Here is a 24,659-nt window from a genome sequence, read left to right on the forward strand (position 1 = left end):
CTTCGTTCCGTTTTTCCGCGCAGTGTTGGGAGAGGGCGTTCCTCGGAACCTTCGGAGACGAGGGAGGGCACCCGCCAAACGCCATGACTGCAACAAGGCGTGAGAGCACGCAAGCAGTTATCCTGAACAACCAGTTTGCCAAAGAGGGCGGCCACGATGCGGGGACGGAGGTGAGTCGGGCCTCATTGAGAGTATCGTGAAACGGGGGAGGTTCAGTCACATTCCCTGGATTGATGGCGGAGAACAAAGGACGATCGACCGCGCGAAGGGGCGATCACCCGGGCGTGAGGAGGTCGAGCAGGCGGGGGTCGTCGAGGCGGTCGGCGATGAGGTGGGCGTGGGAGAGGCCGGACGCGGGGCTGTGGTCGTGGGGGATGGCGACGACGAAGGCCCCCGCCCCCCTGGCCGCCGAGACGCCGGCGGGGCTGTCTTCGAGGACGAGCATCGAGGGGGGATCGACCCCGAGGCGGGAGGCGGCGGTCCGGTAGATCTCGGGGTCGGGCTTGCCTCGGGAGACCTCGTCGCCGCCGAGGACGAAGGAGAAGTGCTCGATCAGGCGGTGATTGCCGAGCAGGCGGAGGGCGTGGACTCGCTTGGTCGAGGTGGCCACGGCGCGGGGGATGCCGAGGCGTTGCAGGCGGTCGAGCAGGGTGAACAGGCCGGGCATGGGGTGGATGGCGGTGTCGACCAGGGCGTCGAAGCGCTCGCGGGCCTCGGCCAGCAGGAGGTCGGGGGGTTCGGTGAGCCCGGCCAGGGCGATCAGGGCGGGGCCGGCCTCCGATTCGGGCCGGCCGATCATGGCGGCCATCATCGCGGGGGTGAAGGTCTTGCCCCGGGCGGCGAGCAGGTCGACGGCGACCCGGAAGAAGAGGGCCTCGGTGTCGAAGATCAGGCCGTCCATGTCGAAGGCGACGGCGCGGGGAGGGGCGGCGGGGGTGGTCATGCGAAGGGGTTCAATCGGCTCGGATTCGTGGGGGAGTGGGGAGGGACGCATCGTATCGAGGACGAAGGGGGCGCGCCGAGCGGTCCCCGGGAGCCGCACGGGGAATCTCGTGAGGCTCGGCGACTCGGCGACTCGGCGCGGGGAAGAGGGACTTCGCGCCGAGACGCGGAGGCGCAGAGAAGAGGGGAGAGGGAGGATGGAAGAGAGGGGAGGGAGGAGAGAGGAGAGAGAAGAGAGGCTGAGGCAGGAGGGAGGGGGGGCGATTGGAAGGGAATCGGTCGCCGGTCGCTTGACCCGGAGGGAGGATCGAGGCACGTTGGAGCGCGAACGGAGCAGCGATCGAGCCAGAATGATCGAGCCTTGCGAGAGGGGACGGGCCTCGTGCACCGCGAATATCACCCGGACGACATGCAGCACCTGCGGGCCCATGCCTTCGAGGCGGCCGGGGCGCACGACGAGCACGAGCGGCATCACCGCGACGAGCACCTGAGGCTCTATCTGTTCACGGCCTTGCTCGGGGTCTTGATCGGACTCGATCTGGCGCTCTGGTACCTGGCGCCGTCGGGATGGCGGGCACCCTGGGGGGTGAGTCTGATCTGGGTGGCGGCGCTGGTCGGCTCGGCCAGGATCGTCTATCAGGCGCTGGAAGCCCTGCTCAAGGGGAGGGTCGGGGCGGATGTGGCGCTGGCCGTCGCGGCGCTGGCGGCGTTGGCGTTGCGCGAGCCGTTCGTGGCGGCCGAGGTGGTCTTCATCGCCATGGTGGGCGAGGTGCTGGAGGCGATCACGGCGAACCGGGCGATGAAGTCGATCCGTCGGCTGTTCGACCAGGCGCCGAGGGTGGCCCGGGTGCGGCGCGATGGGCAGTGGGTCGAGGTTCCGCCGCACGAGGTGAAGGCGGGAGAGATCGTGGTGGTCGCGGCCGGGGAGCGGATCCCGGTCGATGGGGCGATCGTCTCGGGCCGGAGCACGGTCGACCAGTCGGCGTTGACCGGCGAGTCGATCCCGGTCGATCGCGGGCCAGGCGAGGAGGTGTACACCGGGACGATCAACCAGTTCGGGCAGATCGAGGTGCGGGCCGATCGGGTCGGGCACGAATCGACGTTCGGCCAGGTGTTGAAGCTGGTGGCCGACGCCCAGCGGCGCAAGGCGCCGATCCACCGGACGGCAGACCGGCTGGCGTCGTACTTCCTGCCGGCGGTCTTCGCGGCGGCGGCGATCACGGTGGTGACGGGGATGCTGCTCGGCTGGCCCGACACGGGGCGGCGGGCCGTGGCCGTGCTGGTGGTGGCCTGCCCGTGTGCCCTGATCCTGGCGACCCCGGCGGCGGTGATGGCGAGCATGGCCTGGCTGGCCCGGCACGGCGTCGTCATCAAGGGGGGGGCGGCCCTGGAACGATTGGCCCGGTGCGACACCATCGCCTTTGACAAAACCGGGACGCTCACACTCGGCAAACCGGAACTGGTGACGGTCGAGCCGTTCGACGGGCGATCGGCCGACAAGCTGTTGCGGATCGCCGCCTCGGCCGAGCGGGGGGGACGGCATCCCCTGGCCGATTCGGTCGTCCGGGAGGCAGACCGGCGCGGGATCGACGTGCCCGAGGCGAGCGACGTCGTCGCGATGCCCGGCGCGGGGGTCGAGGCCCGCGTGGGGGGCCCGGGGGGCGATGAGGAGCGGTCGGTGATCGTCGGCAACCGGCGCCTGATGATCGAGCGCGGCCTGGAGCTTGCCCCGGCCGTCGAGGAGGCGATCGCCCGGCTCGACGGCATCGGCCAGACCCCGTTGCTGGTGGCCGAGGGGGGGAGGATCGTCGGCCTGCTGGGGGCCCGGGACACGGTGAGGCCCGAGGCGCACGATGTTGTTCACGACTTGAAGCATTTGAAATTCACGCTCATCGCCCTGTTGACCGGCGACCGACGGCCGGCGGCGGAGGTGGTGGCGAAGAAGGTGCACCTGAAGACGGTCGAGTCGGAGCTGCTCCCGGCGGACAAGGCGACCTGGATCCGGGAGCGCCAGGGGGAAGGGCGTCGGGTGGCGATGATCGGCGACGGCATCAACGACGCCCCGGCGCTGGCGGCGGCGGACGTCGGCATCGCCATCGCCGGCCCCGGCGCCGACCTGGCGGCCGAGGCGGGCGACGTCGTCCTGATGAACGACCCGCTGAACGTCCTGCCCGACTTCGTGAAGCTGTCGCGGGCGACGGTGCGGATCATCCGGCAGAACATCATCCTGTTCGCGTTCGCGCTGAACGCGGGGGCGGTCTTCCTGGCGTTTATCGGGGTGCTCGGGCCGGTCGCGGCGGCGATCCTGCACCAGATCGGGTCGCTCCTGGTGTTGCTGAACGCGATGCGGTTGCTCGGGTTCGGCGACTGGCACGAGATGCCCCCCTTCCGGCAGATCAGGGCGTTTGGCCGGGCGATCGACTCCTGGGACGATCGGCTCGACCTGGGCCGGGCGGTCGATCGGGTGCTGGGGCACTGGCGAGGCGTGCTGGTGGGGGCGGCCCTTCTGGGGGCGGTGGTGTATGCGGGGTCGGGCCTGACGGCGATCGGCCCCGGGGAGGTGGGGCTGGTGACCCGGCTCGGGCGGCACACCGCGACGCTCGAACCGGGCCTGCACCTGCGATGGCCGAGGCCGATCGAGCGGGTCGTCCGCCTGGAGCCGGGGCGGGTGCGGGGGGTGGCGATCGGCTTCCGGACGGTCGAGGTCCGGCGCGACCCGGGAGGGTTTCGCTGGGAGAGCGGCCACGACCGGGCCGACGCGAGGGCGATCGAGGAGGCATTGATCCTGACCGGGGACGGCCGGCTGATCGAGCTGACGGCCTCGGTCGAGTATCGGCTCGGGTCGGCGCCGGGGCACTGGAGGATCGCGGCCTTCGGGGTCGATCGGGTGGAGGACGCCTTGCAGTCGCTGGCCGAGGCGAGCGTGCGGTCGGTCCTGGGCCGGAGCCCGCTCGATCGGCTGATGACCGACGGCCGGGGGGAGGCCGAGCGGGCCGTGGCCGGGGAGCTGCGGCGACTGGTCGACCGGGCGGGGCTGGGCCTGGAGGTCGTCGGCGTGACCTTCCGGGACGCCCACCCGCCGCTGGCGGTGGTCGATGCGTATCGGGACGTGTCGCGGGCGAATCGGGATGCCGAGGCTCTCGTCAATGAGGCACTCGCCGCGCGGGCCGAACGCCTGGCCGATGCCCGAGGGCTGGCGGTCGAGGCACTGGCGAAGGCCGAGACCGAGCGGCGATCGGTGGTGGCGCGGGCCGAGTCGTCGGCCGCGTCGTTCCTGGCCTTGCAGTCGGCCCGGATCGCGGCCCCCGAGCTGACCGACCACCGGCTCTATGCGGAGGCGGTCGAGGCGGCCGTGGCCGATCGCGACAAGGTGATCCTCGACCCGGCTCGGGCCGATCGGCGTCGGCATCTGATTTTGGGAGAACCGGCCCTCCCCGGCTGGCTGGCCGACGGCGGGCGGTCGGGGCCGAGTCCGGATTGCCCGCCGACCGCCGAGAGGGGAACTGCGCCGTGACGGGCCAGAGGGCCATCCCGTGAGCGCCTTGATCGCACATTCGGAATCAGCCGATTTTTCCATGAAAGGTTTCTGATGCATCGAACTTCGATCGTGGCCGTCCTCCTGGTGTTCGTGGTGGCCGCGCTGGTGGTCGCGGCGCGGTCGATCGTCGTGGCGGATGAGACGCAGTATGTGCTCGTGACGAGCTTCGGCAGGCCGGTCGTGCTGTACGGGGATGACCCGGGGGAGGCGGGCCTGCACGCGAAGTGGCCGTGGCAAGGGGTCTGGTCGATCGACCGGCGGTTGAAGTCGTTCGACACGGCGGCGCGGGAGGTGATCAGCGGGGACAAGAAGAACCTGGAGGTCGCCGGGTTCGTCGCCTGGAAGGTGGCCGATCCGATCACCTTCCTCCGCGCCGCCGGGTCGGGCGAGGCGGCCGAGGCGAGGCTGGAGGAGCGGATCGCCTCGGCCCTGAGCGACGCGATCGGCCGCAGGGGGCTGGAGACGCTCGCCTCGACCGACCCGACGGTCTGGGCGCTGGACGACGTGACCAGGGAGGTGCAGGAGGCCGTGGGCGACCCGGCGAGGGCGGAGCTGGGGGTCGACGTGGTGGACGTGCGGCTGAGGCGGTTCAACCACCCGCTGGAGGTCAGGCCGGCGGTCTTCGACCTGATCCGGAGCGAGCGGCGGCAGGTCGCCGCGCAGATCCGGGCCGACGGCGAGACGAAGGCGAGGACGATCACCAGCCAGGCGGAGCGGCAGCGCGAGGCGATCCTCGCCGAGGCCGAGGCGGAGGCCGAGCGCATCCGGAGCTCTGCCGAGGCCGAGGCCACCCGGATCCTGAACGAGGCGCACGCGACCGACCCGGGCTTCGCCGAGTTCCTGCGGACGCTGGAGACCTATCGGGCGTTGCTCGACGGCCGGGCGACGGTCGTGCTGTCGGCGGATAGCCCCCTGCTGAGGCTCCTGAACGAGGGGCCGGGATCGGCCGCCTTGCAGGGCCCCCCGGCGGCGGCGGCGACGCCCGACAGGGGAAGCCCGGATGACCCGGTGGCCTCGGCCGACTCGGGACCGCGCGGGGGGGACGAGGAATGAGGGGTCGAACCGTGCTGGGGCTCGTGGGGCTGGTCGCGGCCATTGTGGCCGCGACGGGGCTGGTGGCGGTCGAGCCGGGGGAAGCGGTCGTCGTCCGACGCTTCGGCAGGGTGGTCGATCGGCCGATGGGGGCGGGGCTGCACTGGGTCGCCCCGCTCGGGGTCGACCGGATCGACCGGGTCCGGACGGACGAGGTCAGGCGCCTGAGGATCGGCCTGGCCGGGATCCCGGGGGCGACCGACGCCCCCGGCGCCGGCGAGTTCCTCTCGGGCGATCAGAACGTGCTGCGGGCCGAGGCGGTCGTGCAGTATCGGGTGGCCGATCCGGTGGCGTTCGTGCTGGGGGTCGATCGTCGCGAGGAGGTGCTGGCGGCGCTCGGGCACGCGGCGATGAGCCGGTCCCTCGCCCGCCGGGGGATCGACGACGCGATGGGGGGCGATCGGCTGGCCGTGGCGGCCGAGGTGGCGGAGTCGCTCCGGGGAGACTCGGACGCGCTCGGCCTGGGGCTGGCGATCCTGGGGGTGAACCTGACCGAGATCCGCCCGCCCGAGGAGGTCCGGGCCGACTTCGCCGCCACGCAGGCGGCGCGGAGCGAGGTGGACACGCGGCTGAGGGAGGCCCAGGGGCTCGCCGACCGCCTGCTGGCCGCCTCGGCGTCGGAGGTGGGGACGGTCCTCGACCGCGCCCACGCGGCCGCCGACCGATCGGTCATGATGGCAGGCGCGCGGGCCGATCGGTTCCGGTCGCTGGTGATCGAGCTGGACCGATCGCGCCCGATGACCCTGCGGCGCCTGTATCTCGACGCGATCCGGGAGCAATGGCCCAGGGTCGGCCGGACGGTCGTCCTGGCTCCCGACGAGCCGTTGGACCTGAGCATCCTGGGATCGGCCGGGGAAACCGGCCCTTGAGCGGCCTCCGCCGGGGCGACCCGGCCCCCCTTCGGGCCGGGAGAAAGGCGGGAGGAAACGGGCCGCGTCGTGCCGCTGGTGAGGGCTCCGGGCCGAAGCAGTCCGGAAGGGACGGTTGACAGGCGGCGAGACGCGTCCGAGAATCCCGAAGAGGCTCGTCATGATCGCTCGCGAGCGGGAGTGGCCGAATCGAGATCGGGTCGACAGATCGATGCGATGAGGCCGGCCCCGAGGTCCCTTCACCCGATGCCGCGTCCCGGCTCGACCCTCGACCGGGCCCGCGTCCGCCCCGATTCGCGAACGTCGATTCCGACACGAATCCAAGACTCCGACCCGACCGCCGACGGAGAACGCCACCGATGCCGACCCCGATTGGAAGCCCGAGGGGCCGTCGCCCGTCCCGAGTGTTGCTGGCGTCGCTGCTGGCGCTGCCGCTTTGCTGCGCGGGGACGATCGGACTGATGCCGACCGTCGCCGCGGCTCAGGACGATGCGATGCTTCCTCCTGCTCCGGAACCGGAGGGGAACGCGACCCCCGAGGCCGCCCCCGAGCCCGAGCCCGAACCCGAGCCGGCGACGCCCGCGGCGGACTCGGCCGCGGCCGGGTCGACGACGGGGAGCCCGGTCCGGACCAAGTCGGGGTTGCAGTGGTTCATCGAGTCGTCGGGCATCATCGGCGGCCTGATCATCCTGCTGTCGATCACGCTGGTGGCGATGATCATCCGCCTGTTCCTGGAGTTCCGGCTCAAGGAGGCCGTGCCGCCGCAGCTCGTCGACCTGCTCGACAACGCGATCCGGGAGAAGAAGTTCCAGGAGGCGTACGACGCCTGCCGCGAGGACAATTCGTTCCTCGCCCGGCTGGTGCGGACCGGCGTGGCCAACATGCCCAACGGCCGGACCGAGGCCAAGGAGGCGATGAACGCCACGGCCGAGGAGATCGTGGTCGACATGGAGTCGAAGAACAGCTACCTGGGCACGATCGGCACGATCGCCCCGATGCTCGGCCTCCTGGGGACGGTCCTGGGCATGATCCTCGCCTTCCAGGACCTGGCGACGGTCGAGGGGGTGCAGGTCGACCCGACGAAGCTGGCCGGGAACATCTCGCTCGCCCTGGTCACGACCTTCGAGGGATTGATCGTGTCGGTGCCGGCGATCTTCTTCTTCGCCTTCTTCCGGAACCGGATCGTCTTCATCGCCACCGAGACGACCAAGATCGCCGACCGGACGATCAACGCCTTCTGGCAGGCCGCCAAGCAGCAGCAAGGGGTGACCCGGACCGCCACCTGAGCTGGGCCGAAGCCCGACCCCGGCGCCACGCGAGGAAGGAGGCCCAGAGCGACCATGCCCCGACCCAGACTGCACAACGTGAAGTATCAGCCGGACCTGACGCCGCTGCTCGACGTCGTGTTCCAGCTCATGACCTTCTTCATCATGGTCTCGAACTTCAACCAGGAAGTGTACGACCAGCGGGTCCGGCTCCCCGTGGCCGGGTCGGCCCGGCCGATCCAGAACCCGGCCGAGGACAAGCTCGTCCTGAACATCGACGAGACGGGCCGCCTGCTGGTGGCCAGCCAGGCCCTGAGCGCCGACGAGGCGATCAAGCACATCCGCTTCCAGGCCGACCTGGCCCGGCTCAATGCCGACGCCGCGGGCATCGCGCTGTCGGCCGGGGAGCCGTTGCCGACGACCGTGATCCTGAGGGCCGACCGCCAGGCGCCGTTCACCGAGGTCTTCCGGCTCATCCGGGCCTGCCAGGACGTGAATTTCTCCCGGTTCGACCTGCGAGCCCTCAGCGCCCCGACGTATTGACGGACGAAGCACGATCGGCCGAAGGGGACTTCGCCTCCCTCGACTCGGCCCAATCTGATGCTGCCAGTTCCCGCCCTCGGAGCAGCCCCCGATGTTTCGACCGCGTCAATCGACCGAGATTGAAGTCCCGCTGACTCCCATGCTCGACGTGGCGTTTCAGTTGCTCACGTTCTTTATTCTGACGTTCAAGCCCGCGCCGATGGAGCTGCAGTTCGACCTGAACCTTCTGCCGACGACGCCCCAGACGCAGCCCGAGCCCGAGCCGCCGCCCGAGGACAGCCCCTCGGACGAGCCGCCGGCGATCCGATCGTTCCAGGTGTCGTTGCTCTCGGACAGCACGGGGGGCCTGACCGGGATCGAGCTGGAGGAATTGCGGTTCGACGACATCGCGGGCCTCCGGGAGCAGGTCAAGGGGCTGCTGGAGGACCCGGATTACGCGTTCGATCAGGCCTTGATCCGGGCCGACCCGGATCTCCACTGGGAGCACCTGGTCGCGGTCCTGAACATGTTCTCCGATCTGGGGATGAGCAAGGTCAACTTCACCGAGCTGCGCTGACGGCCGATCCCGCCCGTCTCGCCCACGCCTCGCGGTCCGATCGCCGGGGGAACCGATGAGCCACGCAGAATCGTCCGGGCCAGACGGCCAGTCGTCGCCCCATCGTCCCGCCCGACCGAGTCTCGCCTGGGGGCTGGTGATCCCGCTGGTCACGCTGGCCGTCCTCTCCGGGGTCCTGCTGGCCCAGTTCGTCGGCCCCGAGGCGGTCCCGCCTCCCGGGCCGGCCGGCGGGATCGGCGAATCATCCCCCCTGCCCCCGCCGGACGACTCGATCGCCTTCCAGGCGGTCCGGGACGCGACCCCGTTGCAGTTCAGCGAGACGGCGGCGTATGCGGAGCTGCTCGATCGGGCGCGGGAGACCCCGATCGACGTGCTTCGCGAATCCGCCCGCACCGACGTCGTCTTCTCCGACCTGCTCGCCCGGCCCGAGCGGTACCGGGGGTTGCCAATCCGGTTGCAGGGGACGGCCCGCCGGATCCTCCGGATCGACGACCTCCCCGAGCGGATCGCCCCCGAGGGGGCCCTGTACGAGGCCTGGACGTTCGCCGGAGACAGCCGGGGGTTTCCCTATGTGCTCGTCTTCGAGGACGCCCCGAAGGGCCTGCCGGGGGGCGACGACGTGAGCGCCTTCGTCATCTTCCACGGCTATTTCTTCAAGCTGCTGGCCTACAACGCCGCCGATAAGCCCAGGAAGGCACCCATGCTGATCGGCCGGCTCGAATACGTGCCCGACGACCGCAGGCCGGCGGAGATCCCGGGGGCGGGCAGCCGGTCGTCTCCCGCCTGGCTGCTGGGGATGATCGGCCTGGTGGCCGTCTACCTGGTGGTCCGGAGCGTGACGACCGCCCGTGCCTTGCGGGCGCGGTCGGCCTCGGCCCGCCGCTTCCAGGCCCCCCCGCGCGATCATATCAGCTCGGAAGAACTGGACGAGTGGCTCAGGCAGGCACCCGGCCCGGAGCAGGAGCAGGAGCAGGACCAGGGCCAGGGGGAGGGACCGGAGCCTCCTCGACCCTCCTCCTGATCGCGGATGACCGCCCCGGAGGCGGAGGAGGAAGGAAGGGACTCCCCCGGCACCCCGGCCTCATGGTAGGCTCCCTGCTCCTGGATGCGCTTGCGGGACACTTGGGATCGGGAGATCGGGGATCGATCGCGATGGGATACTGGCTGTTCAAGTCCGAGCCGGACTGCTTCTCCTTCGCCGACCTGATGGCCGCGCCCGACCGGACGACCGGTTGGGACGGGGTCCGGAATTATCAGGCCCGGAACTTCCTCCGCGATCAGGTCAAGAAGGGAGACCTCGTCCTCTACTACCACTCGAACGCGAATCCGCCGGGGATCGCCGGCATCGCCGAGGTGGTCCGCGAGGCCCATCCCGACCCGACCGCCTTCGACCCGGAGGCCGACCACTACGACCCGAAGAGCGACCCGGACAACCCGACCTGGTTCCAGGTGTCGATCCGGGCGGTCCGGGCGATCGAGCCGTTGATCGAGTTGCCCCGCCTCCGCGCCGAGCCGAGGCTGGAGGGCATGGAGCTGCTCCGCAAGGGGAGCCGCCTCTCGATCCAGCCGGTCGAGGAGCCCCACTGGAAGGTCATCGAGGACTTGATCGGGGGCAAAGTCTCCCCGGCCCGCACCACCACCCGCCGACGCCCGGCGTAACCCGACCACCACCACGGAACCGATCTCGCCATGGCCCGCATCGAACACGTCGCCCTGTTCGCCGCCGACCCGCACGCGCTCAAGGACTTTTATGTCGAGGCGTTCGGGCTCCGGGTGATCCTCGACAACAGCAAGGCCACGCCCCCCGGCTACTTCCTGGCCGACGACGCCGGGGTGGCCGTCGAGCTGATCGGCCGCCCCGCCGGGGTCCCCGCCGTCGACACGAGGCACGTCTGCCACATCGCCTTCATCGTCGACGACGTGGCCGCATCCCGCGCCGATCTGGAAGCGCGGGGCGTGACCTTCGAGAACGACACGGCCGTCGACAACGAGACCATGACCACCGCCTTCTTCCGCGACCCGGAAGGGAACCGGCTCCAGATCGTCAAGCGACCCCGCCCCCTGGTCAGTTGACGTGGCGTTGACCGCTCAGAGTTCGATCTCGGCGTGGACGATCTGATCGTCGGGGTCGTAGCGGAGGCGGAAGCCGAGCCGCTCGCAGACCTGCTGCATGGGCCGGTTGTCGCGGAGCATGTCGGCGGTCACCCGGCGGATCCCCTCGTTGCGGGCGATCTGGATCAGGCGGCGGAGCAGCTCCCCCCCGAGCCCCTGGCCCTGGTAGGGATCGGCCACGAGCAGGGCGAACTCGGCCTCGTCGAAGCTGTGCTGCCGGCTCAGGCGGCCGACGGCGAGGATCTCGTGGCGGCCCGGCTCGGTCGGCCGTCGCGAGACGACCAGGGCCATCTCGCGGTCGTAGTCGATGAAGCAGATCCGGGTCAGCCGCTCGTGGGCGACCCGGGTGCTGAGCTTCATCGCCTGGAAATAGCGCGAGTAGACGCTCCGCTCCGAGAGCGACTCGTGGAAGGCGATCATCAGCGGCTCGTCCTCGGGGCGGATCGGCCGGATGGTCGTCCGGGTCCCGTCCCGCAGCGTGAACGGCTCGACATATTGCGTCGGATACGGGCGGATGGCCGTCCGCGGCAGATCCCTCTCGGACACGTCGGGGTCGTGCACGATCACCCGGGCGTCGAGGGCGAGGATCCGCTCGTGCGAGACGAGCAAGGGGTTGATGTCGATTTCCTTGATCCAGCGTTGCTCGACGACGAGCTGGCTGAACCGCACGAGCAGGCGTTCGAGCGCATCGAGGTCGACCGGGGGCCGCCCCCTCACCCCTTTCAACGCGGCGAGGATGCGGGTCTGCTCCATCATCCGACGCGCCAGGGTCGTGTTCAGCGGGGGGAGGGCCAGGGCCCGGTCGCGGAAGACCTCGACCAGCGAGCCGCCGGTGCCGAACAGCAAGACCGGCCCGAACTGCGGGTCGAGGCTGCTGCCGACGATCAGCTCGTAGCCGTCGAGCATGCGGACCATCGGCTGCACCGTCACGCCCTGGAAATCGGCCTGAGAGGCCGTTTTCAGGACGGCGGAGCGGATCGCCTGGAACGCTCCCCGGACCGCCTGGCCATCGGCCAGGTTCAGCACCACCCCGCCGACGTCGGTCTTGTGCGTGATCGTGTCGGAATGCAGCTTGAGCACGACCGGATAGCCGATCTCCTCGGCGGCCGAGGCGGCGGCGTGCTCGTCGGCCGCGACGATCGTCTCGACGGTCGGGATGCCGTAGGCGGCGAGCAGCCGCTTCGATTCCGCCTCGTTCAGGATCGTCCGGCCCGAGCTCCGGGCGGCCCGGACGATCTCCTCGGCGGCGGCGCGGTCGATGGCGCCGTCCCCGTCGTGCTCGGTCTCGGAAGGGGTCTGGTACATCCCCCGCAGCGCGTCGCTGTGCCGCCACATGGCGGCGAAGGCCCGGGCGGCCGTGTCGGGATAGGTGAAGGTCGGCACATCCGCCCGATTCAAAATATCAACGCCCGCGGCGACGTGCGTGCCCCCCATCCAGCTCGCCAGCACCGGCTTCCCCCCCTTGCGGGCGGCGACCTTCAGCTGGTCGGCCGTCCGGGTCGGGTCGGTCATGGCCTGGGGCGTCAGGACGACGAGCAGGCCGTCGCTGTCCGGGTCGCGCGAGACGACCTCGACGGCCCTCGCGTACCGCTCGGGGCCGGCGTCGCCGAGGATGTCGACCGGGTTGCCGTGACTCCAGGCCCCCGGGAGGAACTCGTCGAGCGCGGCGATCGTCTCGGCGGAGAGGGTGGCCAGCTCGCCGCCGTTCTGGATCAGGGCGTCGGTCGCCAGGACCCCCGGGCCGCCGGCGTTGGTGAGGATCGCCAGGCGGGGGCCCCTGGGCCGGGGCTGCTTGGCGAGGACCTCCGAGATATTGAAGATGTCGGCAATCGAGTTGACCCGCAGGACGCCCGAGCGGCGGAAGGCGGCGTCGAGCACCTCGTCGCTGCCGGTCAGGCTGCCGGTGTGCGAGGCCGCCGCGGCGGCCGCGGCCGAGGTGCGCCCGGCCTTGATGACGATGATCGGCTTGGTCAGGGCGACCTCCCGAGCCGCCGAGAGGAACTTGCGGGCGTCGCCGATCGACTCCATGTAGATGACGATCGACCGCGTCTTCGGGTCGTCGCCGAGGTAGTCGATCAGGTCGCCCCAGCCGACGTCGACCATCGAGCCGATCGAGAGGAAGGCGCTGAAGCCGACCTGCTCCTGGAAGCTCCAGTCGAGGACCGCCGTGCAGAGTGCCCCGCTCTGGCTGATGAAGCCGACGTTCCCAGGCCTGGCCATCGCTCCGGCGAAGGTGGCGTTCAGGCCGGTCTTCGGGTTCATCACCCCGAGGCAATTGGGGCCGATGATCCGCATGGTGCCGCGGCGGGCCTGCTCCAGGACCTGGCGCTCCAGCTCGGCCCCGAGCGGCCCGACCTCCTTGAAGCCGGCCGAGATGATGATGGCCCCCTTGACCCCGGCATCGACGCACTCGCCGATGATCCCCGGCACGGTGGCGGCCGGCGTGACGACGACGGCCAGATCGACCGCCTCGGGGATGTCCGAGACGCGGGGGTAGGCCTTCACCCCCAGCACGTTCGGCCGCCTCGGGTTGACCGGATACACGGTGCCGCCGAAGGGGCTGCTCAGCAGGTTCCAGAGGATCGTGCGCCCGACGCTGCCGGCGGCCTCGGTCGCGCCGATCACGGCGACGGTCCTGGGGAAGAAGATCGGGTCGAGGTCGCTCCGGGTCGTGCGAAGGACGTTGTGGGCCTGGCTGGGGCTGGCGGGGTCGGCGGGCGACATACGATCCTCCGGGGGGTTCAGCCATCAGGTCCTCACTGGCCCTTATCGTAGTCGATGGGCCGATGACTGGCGATCCCAGCGAGGTCGGCGCGGCGGGGCGAGGGGTGGTTTCCGGGCCTCCCCCGGTTGCGAGGGCGGCCCCCCTGCGTTAGGTTCGAACGCGAAGGGGTCGGATTCGGACGCCGCCATCTCGACTCGACGGAGACGCCGCGAACCATGCTGCTGGGCACACTGACGGTCCTGGGCCTGACCATGCTGGGGACGACCGACGAGGCCGACCGGCTGTTCGATCGCGTGGCGCCGATCCTCGAGACGCGCTGCCTGCACTGCCACGGCGGCGACCGGCCGAAGGGTTCGCTCTCGCTCGAGACCCGGGAGGGCCTGCACGCGGGGGGCTTCAGCGGGCCGGCGATCGACCCGGAGGAACCGGAGTACAGCCTGCTGCTCGACCTCGTCTCCGGAGGGGAGCCGCGGATGCCCCCCGAGGGAGATCCACTCGACGCCGAGCAGGTGGAGGCGATCCGAGAGTGGGTCGAGGCGGGGGCACCCTGGCCCGAGGGGCTGGCCCTGCGCGATCGGCGCTTCGAGGATGCCTGGTGGTCGCTGACCCCGCTGGTCCGTCCGGACGTGCCCGAGGTCCCTGGCCGCGATCGCGTGCGTAATCCGATCGACGCATTCATCCTCGATCGCCTGAAGTCCGAGGGGCTGACGCCGGCCCCCGAGGCCGATCGGCGGACCTTGATCCGTCGGGCGACCTTTGATTTGACCGGATTGCCGCCGACCCCGGAGGAGGTCGACGCCTTCCTGGCCGACGATCGGCCCGACGCGTTCGACCGGGTGGTCGACCGCCTGATCGCCTCGCCCCGCTACGGCGAACGCCGGGCCAGGCGATGGCTGGACCTGGTGCATTACGGCGACACGCACGGCTACGACAAGGACAAGCGCCGCCCCCACGCCTGGCCGTACCGCGATTATGTGATCCGGTCGTTCAATGAGGATACGCCTTACCCCCGATTCATCCAGGAGCAGGTGGCCGGCGACGTGCTGTTTCCGGGTGAGCCGGACGGCGTGATCGCGACCGGCTTCATCAGCGCCGGCCCCTGGGATTTCGTCGGCCACGTCGAGCTGCGCGAGGGGACCGTCGACAAGGAGAAAACGCGACTGATCGACCGGGACGACATGCTGGCCAACACGATGTCCAGCTTCGTCAGCCTGACGGTGCACTGCGCCCGCTGCCACGACCACAAGTTCGACCCGATCCCCCAGGTGGACTACTACCGGCTGCAGGCGGTCTTCGCGGGGGTCGAACGCGGGGACAGGCCGATCGACGAGGCGGGATCGCTCGTGTATGCCGCCTTGCCGCGCGAACCCCGGCCGATTCGACTCCTGAACCGGGGGGAGGTGGAGTCTCCCGGCGAGGAGGTGGGTCCGGGGGCCCTGTCGTGCGTCGGCACGCTCGACCCGACCATCGAGGCGAGTTCCGACGAGGGGACCCGTCGCGCGGGGCTGGCCCGCTGGATCACCGATCCGGCCAATCCGCTCACCTGGCGGTCGATCGTCAACCGCGCCTGGCACGATTACTTCGGCCGGGGGATCGTGGACACCCCGAACGACTTCGGGAGGAACGGATCGAAGCCGAGCCACCCGGCCTTGCTCGACTGGCTGGCCGTCGAGTTCCGCGACTCGGGCGGCTCGATCAAGGCGCTCGACCGGCTGATCGTGACCAGCAGGACGTATCGGCAAGCCTCGACCCACGACGAGGGGAACGCCCGGATCGACGGCGGGAACCGCTTCGTCTGGCGACAAGAGCGGAGACGGCTGGAGGCGGAGGAAATCCGAGACGCCACCCTGTTCGCCTCCGGGGTGCTCGACGACGCGATGGGAGGGCCGGGCTTCGACCTCTTCCGGTTCAAGAATGATCACTCGCCGATCTACGATCACGACGACCCGGAGTGGATCGACCCCCCGGACGGCCGACGGCGGGCGATCTATCGGTTCGTGGTGCGGAGCGTGCCGAACCCGTTCATCGAGTGCCTGGACGGGGCGGACCCGAACATCAACGTCCCGGTGCGCAACGAGACGATCACCGCGCTCCAGGCCCTCGCCCTGCTGAACGACCCGTTCATGATCGCCCGGTCGGAGGACCTCGCCTCCCGCGTGCAACAGGTGGCCGACGAGCCGGGCGGGCGGGTCGACGCCGCGTATCGGCTGGCCCTGGCCCGGGCTCCGACCCCCGAGGAACGCGAGGTGATGGTGGGTTATGCCGAGCGGCACGGGCTGGCCGCGGCCTGCCGCATCCTGTTCAATTTGAATGAGTTTATGTTCGTCGATTGATCTGATCGGAGCCTGGCGTCACCGCTCCCCTGAAGGGCCTTGCAGACATGAATCGCCGCGATTTTCTCTGGAATGCGGGCGGAGGGCTGGGGGGCGTCGCGCTGGCGCACCTGCTGGGGCACGAGGGGCTGCTGGCCGCCGACGGCCCGTCGGCCTCGCCCGGGCGGGCGGATTGGAACGGCGGCCTGCACCACCCGGCGAAGGCCAAAAGGGTCGTGCAACTGTTCATGTCGGGGGCGGCCAGCCAGTGTGACACGTTCGATCACAAGCCGCTTTTGATCGAACGGAACGGCCAGCCGTTCGACCCGGGAGGCAAGGTCGAACTGTTCCAGAGCGACCCCGGCGCGGTCATGGCGAGCCCCTGGGCCTGGCGGCAGCGTGGCGAGTGCGGCGCCTGGGTGAGCGACCTGGTGCCGCACCTGGCCTCGTGCGTGGACGACATCGCGTTCCTGCCGGCGATGGTGTCGTCGTCGAATGTCCACGGCCCGGCAACCTTCCTTCAGGCGACCGGGTTCGTGATGCCGGGGTTCCCGAGCGTCGGGGCCTGGGTGTCGTACGGGCTCGGGAGCCTGAATGAGAACCTGCCGACCTTCGTGGTCCTCCCCGACTCGCGAGGGTTTGCCCCGAACGGGCCGGCCAACTGGGCCGCCGGGTTCCTGCCCGCCGAGCACCAGGGGACGATGATCCGCCCCTCCGCCCCCCGGCCGATCCGGTCGTTGTTCCCCCCGGAGACCGAATTCATCGATCCCGAGGCCGAGCGAGACGGGCGCGACGTGCTGGCCCGCCTGAATCGCGACCATGCCGACGATCGCCCCGGGGATTCGCGGCTCGATGCCCGGATCGCCTCGTACGAGCTGGCGGCCCGCCTGCAGTTGAGTGCCCCCGAGGTGCTCGACCTCTCCGGCGAAACCGAGGCCACCCGGCGTCTGTACGGGCTGGATGAGGAGATCACGGCCGACTTCGGCCGCAACTGCCTGATCGCCCGGCGCTTGCTGGAGCGCGGGGTGCGGTTCGTGCAGCTCTGGAGCGGGGCCGACAACGGCTTCCCCCGCCGCAACTGGGATTCGCACGAGGATCTCGAACGCGACCACGGCGACATGGCCCGAAGCATGGACCGGCCCGCCGCCGCCCTGATCAAGGATCTGAAGACGCGAGGGTTGCTCGACGACACGATCATCCTCTGGACCACCGAATTCGGGCGGATGCCGTGCAGCCAGGGGGGGAAGGGCCGCGATCATAACCCCTTCACGTTCACCTCGTGGCTGGCGGGGGGCGGCATCAAGGGGGGCACGACCTATGGCGCCAGCGACGAATGGTCGTACAAGGCCCTTGAACATGTGACGACCGGCTATGATCTGCACGCGACCCTCTTGCACCTGCTCGGGATCGACCACACCCGGCTCACGGTGCGGCACGACGGCATCGACCGCCGCCTCACCGATGTGCACGGGCACGTCATCGAGCCGATCCTCGCCTGAACCCAACCAGACCGAACCCGACCGCCGCGGAGCCTTCCATGCGACGTCCGATCCTGCTGCTGCTCACCCCCGTCGTTGCCGCGTTCCTGTGGATGATGCTCGGCCCCGATTCCGGGATCGCCCAGGAGGGGGAATCCCGCCTCCCGGGCGCCCGGGCGACGATCGAGGCCATCCGCTACCCGAGCCTCCAGGCCGCGTTCGACGCCCTGCCGGACGAGGGGGGGATGGTCGTGCTCCCGGCGGGGACGTTCGAAATCAAGGAACCGTTGCTCCTGAATTCCGAGGACGTACTCATTCAAGGCTCGGGAACGGCAACGCACATCAAGAATCTTGCGGATGATGGTTCACCTGCGCTGGTGATCGAACCGGCGGATTACGACGCCAATCCCCGCGCCCGCATCTGGCGGGTCCAGTTCTCCAATTTCCGGATCACCGGCAACGCGCAGAGCGGCCACGGGATCTCGGCCCGGGGGGTCAATGAGCTGTTCATCGACGGCGTAACCGTCAGCGAGCACGGCGGCGACGGGATCCTCATGGAGAACTGCTACGAGGACCCCCGCGTCTCCAATTCGCTGATCACCTACAACAAGGGGACGGGCCTGAACCTGATCGGGTGTCATGACATCGTCGTCGCCGCCAACCAGTTCGAGGAGAACCAGGACGCGCTGCACTGCATCGACGGCTACAACCTCTGCATGACCGGGAATTGCCTGGATGATCACCTGGGCAACGGCGTGGTGATCGAGAACACGTACGGCTCGGTCGTCTCCGGCAACATGATCGAAGAATGCCAGGGGACCGGGATTATTCTCGATCGAGACTGCTACGGCATCGCGCTCAGCGCCAACGTGATCGCCCACGAGTTCTCGGACGGAATCGACCTGAGGGATGCGCACGGCATCACGGTTTCCGCCAATGCCTTCCCGATCGTGCAGCGGCATGCGTTGATCATCGGGCCGGAGAGCGCCCGGATCGCGGTCACGGGCAACACCTTCGCCGACAGCACGATCGGTCCGGGAGAGGTCCGCCGCCTGGAAGGGGACCGTCAGGCCGGCGGGGTCGTGCTCGACGGCACTCAGGACGTCGCCCTGAGCGGCAACGTCTTCTCCGGGGTCCGGCCCAGGGCCGTCGAGGTCCGCGGCGAGGTCCGGCGCGTGACCTTCGACGGCAACGTGCTGGTCGATGTCGAGAGCGATCACGAGCGGTTGATCGACTCGGAGCTCGGCGAGACCGTCGACCCGTGATCGCATCAGCAGGCGGCTGCGTCCCCCGCGCTACCAGTGCATGACGTAGCCGCCGTCGACGTTGATCGTCTGCCCCGTGACGTTCCGGGCCTGCGAGGAGGCCAGGAAGACGGCCATGGCGGCGATGTCTTCCGGCTCCTGCCAGCGGTTGAGCGGCACGAGGCGTCGGATTTTCTCGGAGGTCCACTCCTCCCAGCTCTGGCGGGCGTCCCGCGGCTGGGTGGCCGTCCAGGCCTCGTACACCGAGCGATTGAGCGGCGTGTTCACCATGCCGGGGTTGATCGTGTTGACCCGGACGTTGCTCGGGGCCAGGTCGCGGGCCGCGCACTGGGCGAAGTTGATGAGGGCGGCCTTCGAGGCGCTGTAGGGCGGATCGGTGGCCGAGCCGATCTGGCCGGCGACCGAGGCAATCATCGTCATGGTCCCCCGGCCCGCCTCGGCCATGCGGGGGGCGAATGCGTGCGCAACATGCACCGCACCCAGCAGGTTGACCCGGAAGACGAGGTCCCAATCGCCCGGGTCCAGGTTCCAGAAGGGCATGCCGAACTTGCCCGAGCCGACGGCCGCGGCGTAGACCAGGTGATCGACGCGGCCGAGGTCGCGGAAGGCGTCGTCGGCGACCTGGCGCATCACCTCGGCGTCGGTCACGTCGGCCACATAGGCGGCGGTGGGGCGGCCGGAATGGCGGCGATACTGCCCCGCGACGAAGCCGACCGTCGGGCTGCGATCGACGTAGGCGACCGTGGCCCCCGCCTCGCTGAAGCCCTCGGCGATGGCCCGGCCGATCCCTCGGGCGGCCCCGAAGATCATGGCGACCTCGCCGCCCAGTTCAATCCGCATCTGAAACCCTCCGGTTGCGTCGTCGATGAGGGGCTAGGATGATGGCTCGGGCCGGACCGATCAACCCCCACCCGTGATTCTCAGACGACGCCGATGGAACCGAACCGCACTCTCCCCCGGGTCGCCGCCGACGGCCCGCTCGACGCGACCGTGACGGGCCTGCTCGCCGATCGGGTCGAACTGCTCCCCTGGGAGGCGACCGACGGCGCGATGGGCGCGGTCGACGGCCTGTATACCTACGGGCATCCGACCGTCGACGCCGCGATGCTCGACCGCCTGCCGGGGCTCCGGGTCGTGAGCAACTACGGCGTCGGGGTCGACCACATCGACGTGGCGGCCGCGTCGGCCCGGGGCATCCCGGTGGGGAACACGCCCGGCGTGCTCGACGGCGCGACGGCCGACATGGGGTTCGCCCTGCTGCTGGCCTCGGCCCGTCGCCTGGTGGAAGGGGACCGCTACGCCCGATCGGCCGCGTTCACCCGGTACGACCCGGGCTACATGCTCGGCCGGGAAGTCCACGGCTCGACCCTCGGCATCGTCGGCATGGGCCGGATCGGCGAGAAGATCGCGCGTCGGGCCCTCGGGTTCGACATGACGGTCCTCTATCACAACCGTCGCCGACGCCCGGACATCGAGCAGACGCTCGGCATCGCTTACGCCGGGTTCGATGAGTTGCTGGCGGCGAGCGATTTCGTCGTGCTCTGCGTCCCCTTGACCGAGACGACCCGGGGACTCATCAACGCCGCTCGCTTGAACCGGATGAAACCGAGCGCCGTGCTCGTCAACATCGCGAGGGGCCCCGTGGTGGTGACGGACGACCTGCTCGATGCCCTCCGATCCGGCACCATCGCCGCGGCCGGCCTGGACGTGACCGACCCGGAACCGCTCCCCCGCGATCACCCCTTGCTCGGCCTGGAGAACGTCGTCATCAGCCCCCACCTCGGCAGCGCGACCGACCGGACCCGCCTCCGGATGGCCGAGGGGTCGGTGGCGAACCTGATGGCCGGGCTGGCCGGCCGGCCGCTCCCCTGCCCCGTCGCCGCGCCTCCCCCGGGGCCTGAGTGAGAGGTGCCCCGGGGAAGGCGCTTCGGTTTGGCTCAGACCGACGCCGGGCCGGACGCTCGCCGGCGCGAGAGCCATCGCCAGCCGAAGAAGAAGGGGACGCCGACGGCGATGCTCGCGAGCGCCGCGATCGCCTCCTGCGGCTTCTGGATGCAGACGGCAATGGTCAATGATGACGTCGCCGTCAGGTAGATGGCCGGGACCACAGGATAGCCGGGCGTCCGGAACGGCCGGTGGAGGTCGGGCCGGCGAATGCGGAGGGCGTAGACGGACGTGATCGTCAGCATCGAGAACAACGCAAGCCCCACCCCGGCATAAATGATGATCTGCTCGAAGGTGCCGGTCCAGAGCAGGATCAGGGACCAGGAAATCTGCATCGCCGTCGCGACTGCTGGGGTCTGGGCACTTCCGGAGAGGCGGGCAGCCACTTTGGGAAACTGGCCGGCCCGGGCCATCGCGTAGGCCACGCGAGGCCCGGTGAGGATGAACGCGCTGAGCGAGGCGAGCAGGGTCAGGCCGATGACGATCGACAGGGCCGCGCCGACCCGGGGGCCGAACAGGCGGGTCGAGGCGATCTCGGCGATCGGGGCCAGGCGGCTCATCGGGCTGTCATCGCCCGCGGCCTCGGCCCGGGAGACGACCTCGGCCAGGTCGCCCGGCGTCACGGCCAGCGCGTAGAACAGGTTCATCGCCAGGTAGAGGACGACCACCCCGGCGATCCCCAGGAAAATCGCCTGCGGGAGCCGCTTCTGGGGCGATTCGATCTCCCCCGCGAGGTAGGCCGCCGCGTTCCACCCCGTGTAGGAATAGTACACATAAACAAGCGACGCGAAGGCCGCGAGCACGAGATTCCCGTCGACCTGGCCGACGGCGGGGGCGTCGGCCAGGTTCTCCCAGCGTCCCCAGCCGGCGACGATCCCGGCGATCGCCAGGGCCGAGAGCAGGCCCACCTTCACGATCGTCGCGGCGCCGTGCACGCCGACCGACCCGGTCCGGGTCCGGCCGTGCAGGTGGCCGAACAGCAGGATCAGGCCGGTCGCCACCAGCCGTCGGCCGATCAGCGAGGTCTGCTCATCGAGCCCGAGCGGGCGGAGCAGGTACTCGCCGGCCGCGACCGAGGTCGCGGCGATCGGCGCCCCGAAGCCGATCAGGAAGGAGACCCAGCCCGAGAGGAAGGCGGCCAGCGGCCCGTATGCCTCGTACAGGAAGACGTAATCGCCCCCCGATCGGGGGATGGCCGCGGCCAGCTCGGCCAGCGAGAGGGCGCCGCAGAGGGCGATCACCGCGCCGACCGCCCAGAGGCCGAGCATCCAGGCGTTGCTCCCCACCGCGAACGCCGTATAGCCGGAGGTGGTCAGCACCCCCGTGCCGACCATGCTGGAGACGACCACGAAGGTCGCCGTGGCCAGGCCGTACGAGGTGGGCAGTTCCTTCGGGGCCTCGGTCGGCGGGTGCTCGTCGGGGGGGGCCATCAGCGATCGCTCTCCGAGCTCGAGGCGGCGGGCCGGTCCGCTCGCTCGAAGATCGCCATGAAGTTCTCCTCGAAGGGCGGCAGGTCGACGCCTTCCAGGTCGATCGGCCGGAAGCCGGCCCCGGTGATCTCCCGGATGAAGGTCTGGGCGTCGGCCCGGACGTGCTCCATGATGAACGGGGAGCTGACCCCCTCGCGGCGGTCGAAATCGATGACCGCCAGGCGGGCTCCCGGCTTCATGCCCCGGTGGATCGACGCGAGGACGGCGGCCGGGTCCTCGAAGTGGTGGTAGGTGTCGCAGATGAACACCAGGTCGAGCATCGCGGGCGGCAACTGGGTCGAGTCCTGGGTGCCGAGCACCGTGCAGACGTTGACGAGCCCCTGCTGCCGGGCCCTGTTGGCGATGAAGTTGAGGAAATTGGGGGAGATGTCGACGGCGAAGACGGCCCCCTCGGCCCCCACGGCCTCGGCCATCGGGAGGGTGTAGAGCCCGGTCCCCGCCCCCACGTCGGCCACCCGCATCCCGGGCTCGAGGCCCAGGATCGCGAGCACCTCGTCCCGGAGGGTGGCCACCTCGCGCGACTCGCTCTCGAATCGCTCGACGTACTGATCGACGTTCGGGTCGCGGAACGCCTCGTTCAGCTCCGGCGGGGCGCCGGCCTTCTCCTGGGCCGCCGCGGGGGTGGCGAACGGCCCGAGCAGCACTGCGATCGAGAGCCATCGAATCATGGTGAGCCTCCGGGATTCCCCGCGTCGGGGCGCGCGGTCGGGATGGGGTCGGGGTAGACGTTCCGTTCTAGCGGAGGTCGAGGGAGGCTGTCCAGGAGCTGACGCCTCCGAATCGCGGTCCGGAGGGCCGGCGGTGGGCGGTTGTTGCCGGGGCATCCGCCCACTAATCTTTGAAGAATCGGGATTGTCCCCCGACTGCCTCGTGTTGAGAAGAGAAGCGAAGGAGCCCCCCGCCAATGAGAACGAACATCAATCGTCGCGGCTTCCTGGGAGCCGGGGCCGCGACCCTCGGCTACTTCTACTCGGCCCCGGCCTACTCGGCCGCCCGCATGGGACGCAAGCCGAACGAGACGCTCCGCTTCGCCGGCATCGGCGTGGGCGGCAAGGGCAGCAGCGACATCGACCAGGCCGGCAACCTCGGCGAGATCGTCGCGCTCTGCGACATCGACGAGGGGCACCTGGCCCCGAAGATCTCCAAGTGGCCCTCGGCGAAGGTCTTCTACGACTTCCGGGAGCTGCTCGAGACGATGGAGAAGGAGATCGACGCGGTCACCGTCAGCACCCCCGACCATACCCACGCCCTGCCGTCGGTCATGGCCATCCGCATGGGCAAGCACGTCTACTGCCAGAAGCCCCTGACGCAGACGGTCTTCGAGTCGCGCGTCCTGAAGGAAGAGGCGCGCAAGCACGGCGTCTGCACCCAGATGGGGAACCAGGGGTCGGCCGAGGACGGCCTCCGACGCGCCGTCGAGCTGATCCAGGACGGCCTGATCGGCCCGGTCAAGGAGGTGCACGTCTGGACTAACCGGCCCGTCTGGCCGCAAGCCCCGGCCATCACCTCCCGCCCCGACAAGGCCGACGTCTGGCCCGACGGGATCCACTGGGACCAGTTCATCGGCGGCGCCCCGCTGCGGCCGTTCGTCGAGAAGGTCTACCACCCGTTCAACTGGCGAGGCTGGTGGGACTACGGCACCGGGGCCATCGGCGACATGGCCTGCCACACCGCCAACATGGCCTTCCGCGCCCTGAAGCTGGCCCACCCGGTCGCCATCTCGGCCGAGAACGGCGAGCTGAACCCCGAGACCTTCCCCGCCTGGGCCCGCGTGACCATCGAGTTCCCGGCCCGGGGCGACATGCCCCCCGTCACCCTGACCTGGTACGAGGGCCGGCAGGACGGCGAGCTCGTCCTGCCGCCGAAGGAGCTGCAGGACAAGATCCTCTCCGGCGGCGAGAAGCTGCCCGGCAGCGGCTCGATCCTCGTCGGCGAGAAGGGGATCCTCTACTCGCCGAACGACTACGGCGCCCGCTACCGGCTGCACCCCGAGGCCCTCGCCGAGGGCAAGAACCTCGACTCCCCCGAACGCCTGCCGAGCAACAACCAGGGCGACCAGGGGATGAAGAACGAGTGGGTCGAGGCCATCAAGGCCGGCAAGCCCGAGATCGCCTACTCGAATTTCGACGAGGCCAGCCTGCTGACCGAGGCCTTCCTGCTCGGCAACGTCGCCATCCGCACCGGCAAGCGCCTGGAGTGGGACGGCCCGGCGCTGAAGATCACGAACTACCCCGAGGCCAACGAGCTGATCCAGACCGAATACCGACGCGGCTGGGAAGTCACCCGCTCGTGACCGACGGGCCGTCTCGCATTGCCTCGCATCCCCTTTTTTCCCCCTGCCGATCCGATCCTGGATCGGATCGGCAGGGAAAAAGGGGCCAACCCCACCCGACACTCCAGAATGACATGAGCATTCCTGGACTTCACAGAATGAGCAATCCGGAACACAACAGCACCTCTTTGACGTGCTGTTAATCTTGCTCAATTCTGCCAGATCATCTGGCATTACTAAAATAAGCGAATTCTCT

19 protein-coding genes are annotated in these 24,659 nt (G+C 69.9%); 14 read left to right on the forward strand and 5 right to left on the reverse strand.

Features of this window, described 5'->3' with window-relative positions; genetic code table 11:
- Window positions 1–274: 274 nt before the first annotated feature.
- Complete coding sequence (locus tag AB1L88_RS23475) at window positions 275–943, reverse strand: HAD family phosphatase (protein WP_367099133.1); 669 nt, start codon at window positions 941–943, stop codon at window positions 275–277.
- Window positions 944–1,303: 360 nt separating this feature from the next.
- Between AB1L88_RS23475 and AB1L88_RS23480 the strand changes: the two genes are divergently transcribed.
- The 9 genes from AB1L88_RS23480 (at window position 1,304) to AB1L88_RS23520 (ending at window position 10,878) form a co-directional block, all read left to right on the forward strand.
- Window positions 1,304–4,456 carry a cation-translocating P-type ATPase family protein gene (locus tag AB1L88_RS23480; protein ID WP_367099134.1) on the forward strand — a complete coding sequence of 1,051 codons (3,153 nt, stop codon included), beginning with the start codon at window positions 1,304–1,306 and terminating at the stop codon, window positions 4,454–4,456.
- 75 nt (window positions 4,457–4,531) lie between these two features.
- On the forward strand, window positions 4,532–5,533 hold the full coding sequence (locus AB1L88_RS23485) for an SPFH domain-containing protein (RefSeq protein ID WP_367099135.1): 1,002 nt from the start codon (window positions 4,532–4,534) through the stop codon (window positions 5,531–5,533).
- Window positions 5,530–6,441, forward strand: a complete 912-nt coding sequence (locus AB1L88_RS23490) for an SPFH domain-containing protein (protein WP_367099136.1) — start codon at window positions 5,530–5,532, stop codon at window positions 6,439–6,441. Before AB1L88_RS23485 ends, AB1L88_RS23490 begins: the two co-directional genes overlap by 4 nt.
- Before the next feature lie 359 nt (window positions 6,442–6,800).
- On the forward strand, window positions 6,801–7,727 hold the full coding sequence (locus AB1L88_RS23495; protein WP_367099137.1) for a MotA/TolQ/ExbB proton channel family protein: 927 nt from the start codon (window positions 6,801–6,803) through the stop codon (window positions 7,725–7,727).
- 54 nt (window positions 7,728–7,781) lie between these two features.
- Complete coding sequence (locus AB1L88_RS23500; RefSeq protein WP_367099138.1) at window positions 7,782–8,249, forward strand: biopolymer transporter ExbD; 468 nt, start codon at window positions 7,782–7,784, stop codon at window positions 8,247–8,249.
- Between the two features lie 91 nt (window positions 8,250–8,340).
- Window positions 8,341–8,805 (forward strand): biopolymer transporter ExbD, encoded by a 465-nt coding sequence (locus tag AB1L88_RS23505; protein ID WP_367099139.1) that lies wholly within the window; start codon window positions 8,341–8,343, stop codon window positions 8,803–8,805.
- Window positions 8,806–8,860: 55 nt separating this feature from the next.
- Entirely contained in the window at window positions 8,861–9,826 is a 966-nt protein-coding gene (locus AB1L88_RS23510; protein WP_367099140.1) for a hypothetical protein, read from the forward strand.
- 131 nt (window positions 9,827–9,957) lie between these two features.
- Complete coding sequence (locus tag AB1L88_RS23515; protein WP_367099141.1) at window positions 9,958–10,464, forward strand: EVE domain-containing protein; 507 nt, start codon at window positions 9,958–9,960, stop codon at window positions 10,462–10,464.
- A 30-nt stretch (window positions 10,465–10,494) separates the two neighbouring features.
- Window positions 10,495–10,878: a VOC family protein gene (locus AB1L88_RS23520; protein WP_367099142.1), complete on the forward strand. Its 384-nt coding sequence runs from the start codon at window positions 10,495–10,497 to the stop codon at window positions 10,876–10,878.
- 15 nt (window positions 10,879–10,893) lie between these two features.
- Here the strand turns inward: AB1L88_RS23520 and AB1L88_RS23525 are convergent, their stop codons facing one another.
- Window positions 10,894–13,641: a bifunctional acetate--CoA ligase family protein/GNAT family N-acetyltransferase gene (locus tag AB1L88_RS23525; protein WP_367099143.1), complete on the reverse strand. Its 2,748-nt coding sequence runs from the start codon at window positions 13,639–13,641 to the stop codon at window positions 10,894–10,896.
- 216 nt (window positions 13,642–13,857) lie between these two features.
- Here AB1L88_RS23525 and AB1L88_RS23530 point away from each other — a divergent pair, with 216 nt between their 5' ends.
- The 3 genes from AB1L88_RS23530 to AB1L88_RS23540 are packed head-to-tail and all read left to right on the forward strand — an operon-like array spanning window position 13,858 to window position 18,697.
- Window positions 13,858–15,975 carry a PSD1 and planctomycete cytochrome C domain-containing protein gene (locus AB1L88_RS23530; RefSeq protein ID WP_367099144.1) on the forward strand — a complete coding sequence of 706 codons (2,118 nt, stop codon included), beginning with the start codon at window positions 13,858–13,860 and terminating at the stop codon, window positions 15,973–15,975.
- Between the two features lie 47 nt (window positions 15,976–16,022).
- Window positions 16,023–17,453, forward strand: coding sequence for a DUF1501 domain-containing protein (locus AB1L88_RS23535; protein WP_367099145.1), 1,431 nt, complete (start codon window positions 16,023–16,025; stop codon window positions 17,451–17,453).
- Window positions 17,454–17,491: 38 nt separating this feature from the next.
- Window positions 17,492–18,697: a right-handed parallel beta-helix repeat-containing protein gene (locus AB1L88_RS23540; RefSeq protein ID WP_367099146.1), complete on the forward strand. Its 1,206-nt coding sequence runs from the start codon at window positions 17,492–17,494 to the stop codon at window positions 18,695–18,697.
- Window positions 18,698–18,727: 30 nt separating this feature from the next.
- Here AB1L88_RS23540 and AB1L88_RS23545 read toward each other — a convergent pair whose 3' ends face one another.
- Window positions 18,728–19,537: an SDR family oxidoreductase gene (locus AB1L88_RS23545; protein ID WP_367099147.1), complete on the reverse strand. Its 810-nt coding sequence runs from the start codon at window positions 19,535–19,537 to the stop codon at window positions 18,728–18,730.
- Between the two features lie 93 nt (window positions 19,538–19,630).
- On the opposite strand from AB1L88_RS23545, the gene AB1L88_RS23550 reads away from it, so the two are divergent.
- Window positions 19,631–20,602, forward strand: coding sequence for a D-glycerate dehydrogenase (locus tag AB1L88_RS23550; protein WP_367099148.1), 972 nt, complete (start codon window positions 19,631–19,633; stop codon window positions 20,600–20,602).
- A gap of 32 nt (window positions 20,603–20,634) precedes the next feature.
- Here the strand turns inward: AB1L88_RS23550 and AB1L88_RS23555 are convergent, their stop codons facing one another.
- Complete coding sequence (locus AB1L88_RS23555; protein ID WP_367099149.1) at window positions 20,635–22,071, reverse strand: amino acid permease; 1,437 nt, start codon at window positions 22,069–22,071, stop codon at window positions 20,635–20,637.
- Window positions 22,071–22,799, reverse strand: a complete 729-nt coding sequence (locus AB1L88_RS23560) for a methyltransferase domain-containing protein (RefSeq protein ID WP_367099150.1) — start codon at window positions 22,797–22,799, stop codon at window positions 22,071–22,073. Before AB1L88_RS23560 ends, AB1L88_RS23555 begins: the two co-directional genes overlap by 1 nt.
- Before the next feature lie 236 nt (window positions 22,800–23,035).
- On the opposite strand from AB1L88_RS23560, the gene AB1L88_RS23565 reads away from it, so the two are divergent.
- Entirely contained in the window at window positions 23,036–24,424 is a 1,389-nt protein-coding gene (locus AB1L88_RS23565; protein WP_367099151.1) for a Gfo/Idh/MocA family oxidoreductase, read from the forward strand.
- Window positions 24,425–24,659: the final 235 nt, after the last annotated feature.

Origin of the sequence: Tautonia sp. JC769, from assembly GCF_040717455.1 — a bacterium.
Classification (GTDB): Bacteria; Planctomycetota; Planctomycetia; order Isosphaerales; family Isosphaeraceae; genus Tautonia.

Bases quoted from the DNA above. Each gene is read 5' to 3' on its own strand.
- AB1L88_RS23475 (WP_367099133.1), bottom strand. From the start codon at position 943: ATGACCACCCCCGCCGCCCCTCCCCGCGCCGTCGCCTTCGACATGGAC.
- AB1L88_RS23485 (WP_367099135.1), top strand. From the start codon at position 4,532: ATGCATCGAACTTCGATCGTGGCCGTCCTCCTGGTGTTCGTGGTGGCC.
- AB1L88_RS23490 (WP_367099136.1), top strand. From the start codon at position 5,530: ATGAGGGGTCGAACCGTGCTGGGGCTCGTGGGGCTGGTCGCGGCCATT.
- AB1L88_RS23495 (WP_367099137.1), top strand. From the start codon at position 6,801: ATGCCGACCCCGATTGGAAGCCCGAGGGGCCGTCGCCCGTCCCGAGTG.
- AB1L88_RS23500 (WP_367099138.1), top strand. From the start codon at position 7,782: ATGCCCCGACCCAGACTGCACAACGTGAAGTATCAGCCGGACCTGACG.
- AB1L88_RS23505 (WP_367099139.1), top strand. From the start codon at position 8,341: ATGTTTCGACCGCGTCAATCGACCGAGATTGAAGTCCCGCTGACTCCC.
- AB1L88_RS23510 (WP_367099140.1), top strand. From the start codon at position 8,861: ATGAGCCACGCAGAATCGTCCGGGCCAGACGGCCAGTCGTCGCCCCAT.
- AB1L88_RS23515 (WP_367099141.1), top strand. From the start codon at position 9,958: ATGGGATACTGGCTGTTCAAGTCCGAGCCGGACTGCTTCTCCTTCGCC.
- AB1L88_RS23520 (WP_367099142.1), top strand. From the start codon at position 10,495: ATGGCCCGCATCGAACACGTCGCCCTGTTCGCCGCCGACCCGCACGCG.
- AB1L88_RS23525 (WP_367099143.1), bottom strand. From the start codon at position 13,641: ATGTCGCCCGCCGACCCCGCCAGCCCCAGCCAGGCCCACAACGTCCTT.
- AB1L88_RS23530 (WP_367099144.1), top strand. From the start codon at position 13,858: ATGCTGCTGGGCACACTGACGGTCCTGGGCCTGACCATGCTGGGGACG.
- AB1L88_RS23535 (WP_367099145.1), top strand. From the start codon at position 16,023: ATGAATCGCCGCGATTTTCTCTGGAATGCGGGCGGAGGGCTGGGGGGC.
- AB1L88_RS23540 (WP_367099146.1), top strand. From the start codon at position 17,492: ATGCGACGTCCGATCCTGCTGCTGCTCACCCCCGTCGTTGCCGCGTTC.
- AB1L88_RS23545 (WP_367099147.1), bottom strand. From the start codon at position 19,537: ATGCGGATTGAACTGGGCGGCGAGGTCGCCATGATCTTCGGGGCCGCC.
- AB1L88_RS23550 (WP_367099148.1), top strand. From the start codon at position 19,631: ATGGAACCGAACCGCACTCTCCCCCGGGTCGCCGCCGACGGCCCGCTC.
- AB1L88_RS23555 (WP_367099149.1), bottom strand. From the start codon at position 22,071: ATGGCCCCCCCCGACGAGCACCCGCCGACCGAGGCCCCGAAGGAACTG.
- AB1L88_RS23560 (WP_367099150.1), bottom strand. From the start codon at position 22,799: ATGATTCGATGGCTCTCGATCGCAGTGCTGCTCGGGCCGTTCGCCACC.
- AB1L88_RS23565 (WP_367099151.1), top strand. From the start codon at position 23,036: ATGAGAACGAACATCAATCGTCGCGGCTTCCTGGGAGCCGGGGCCGCG.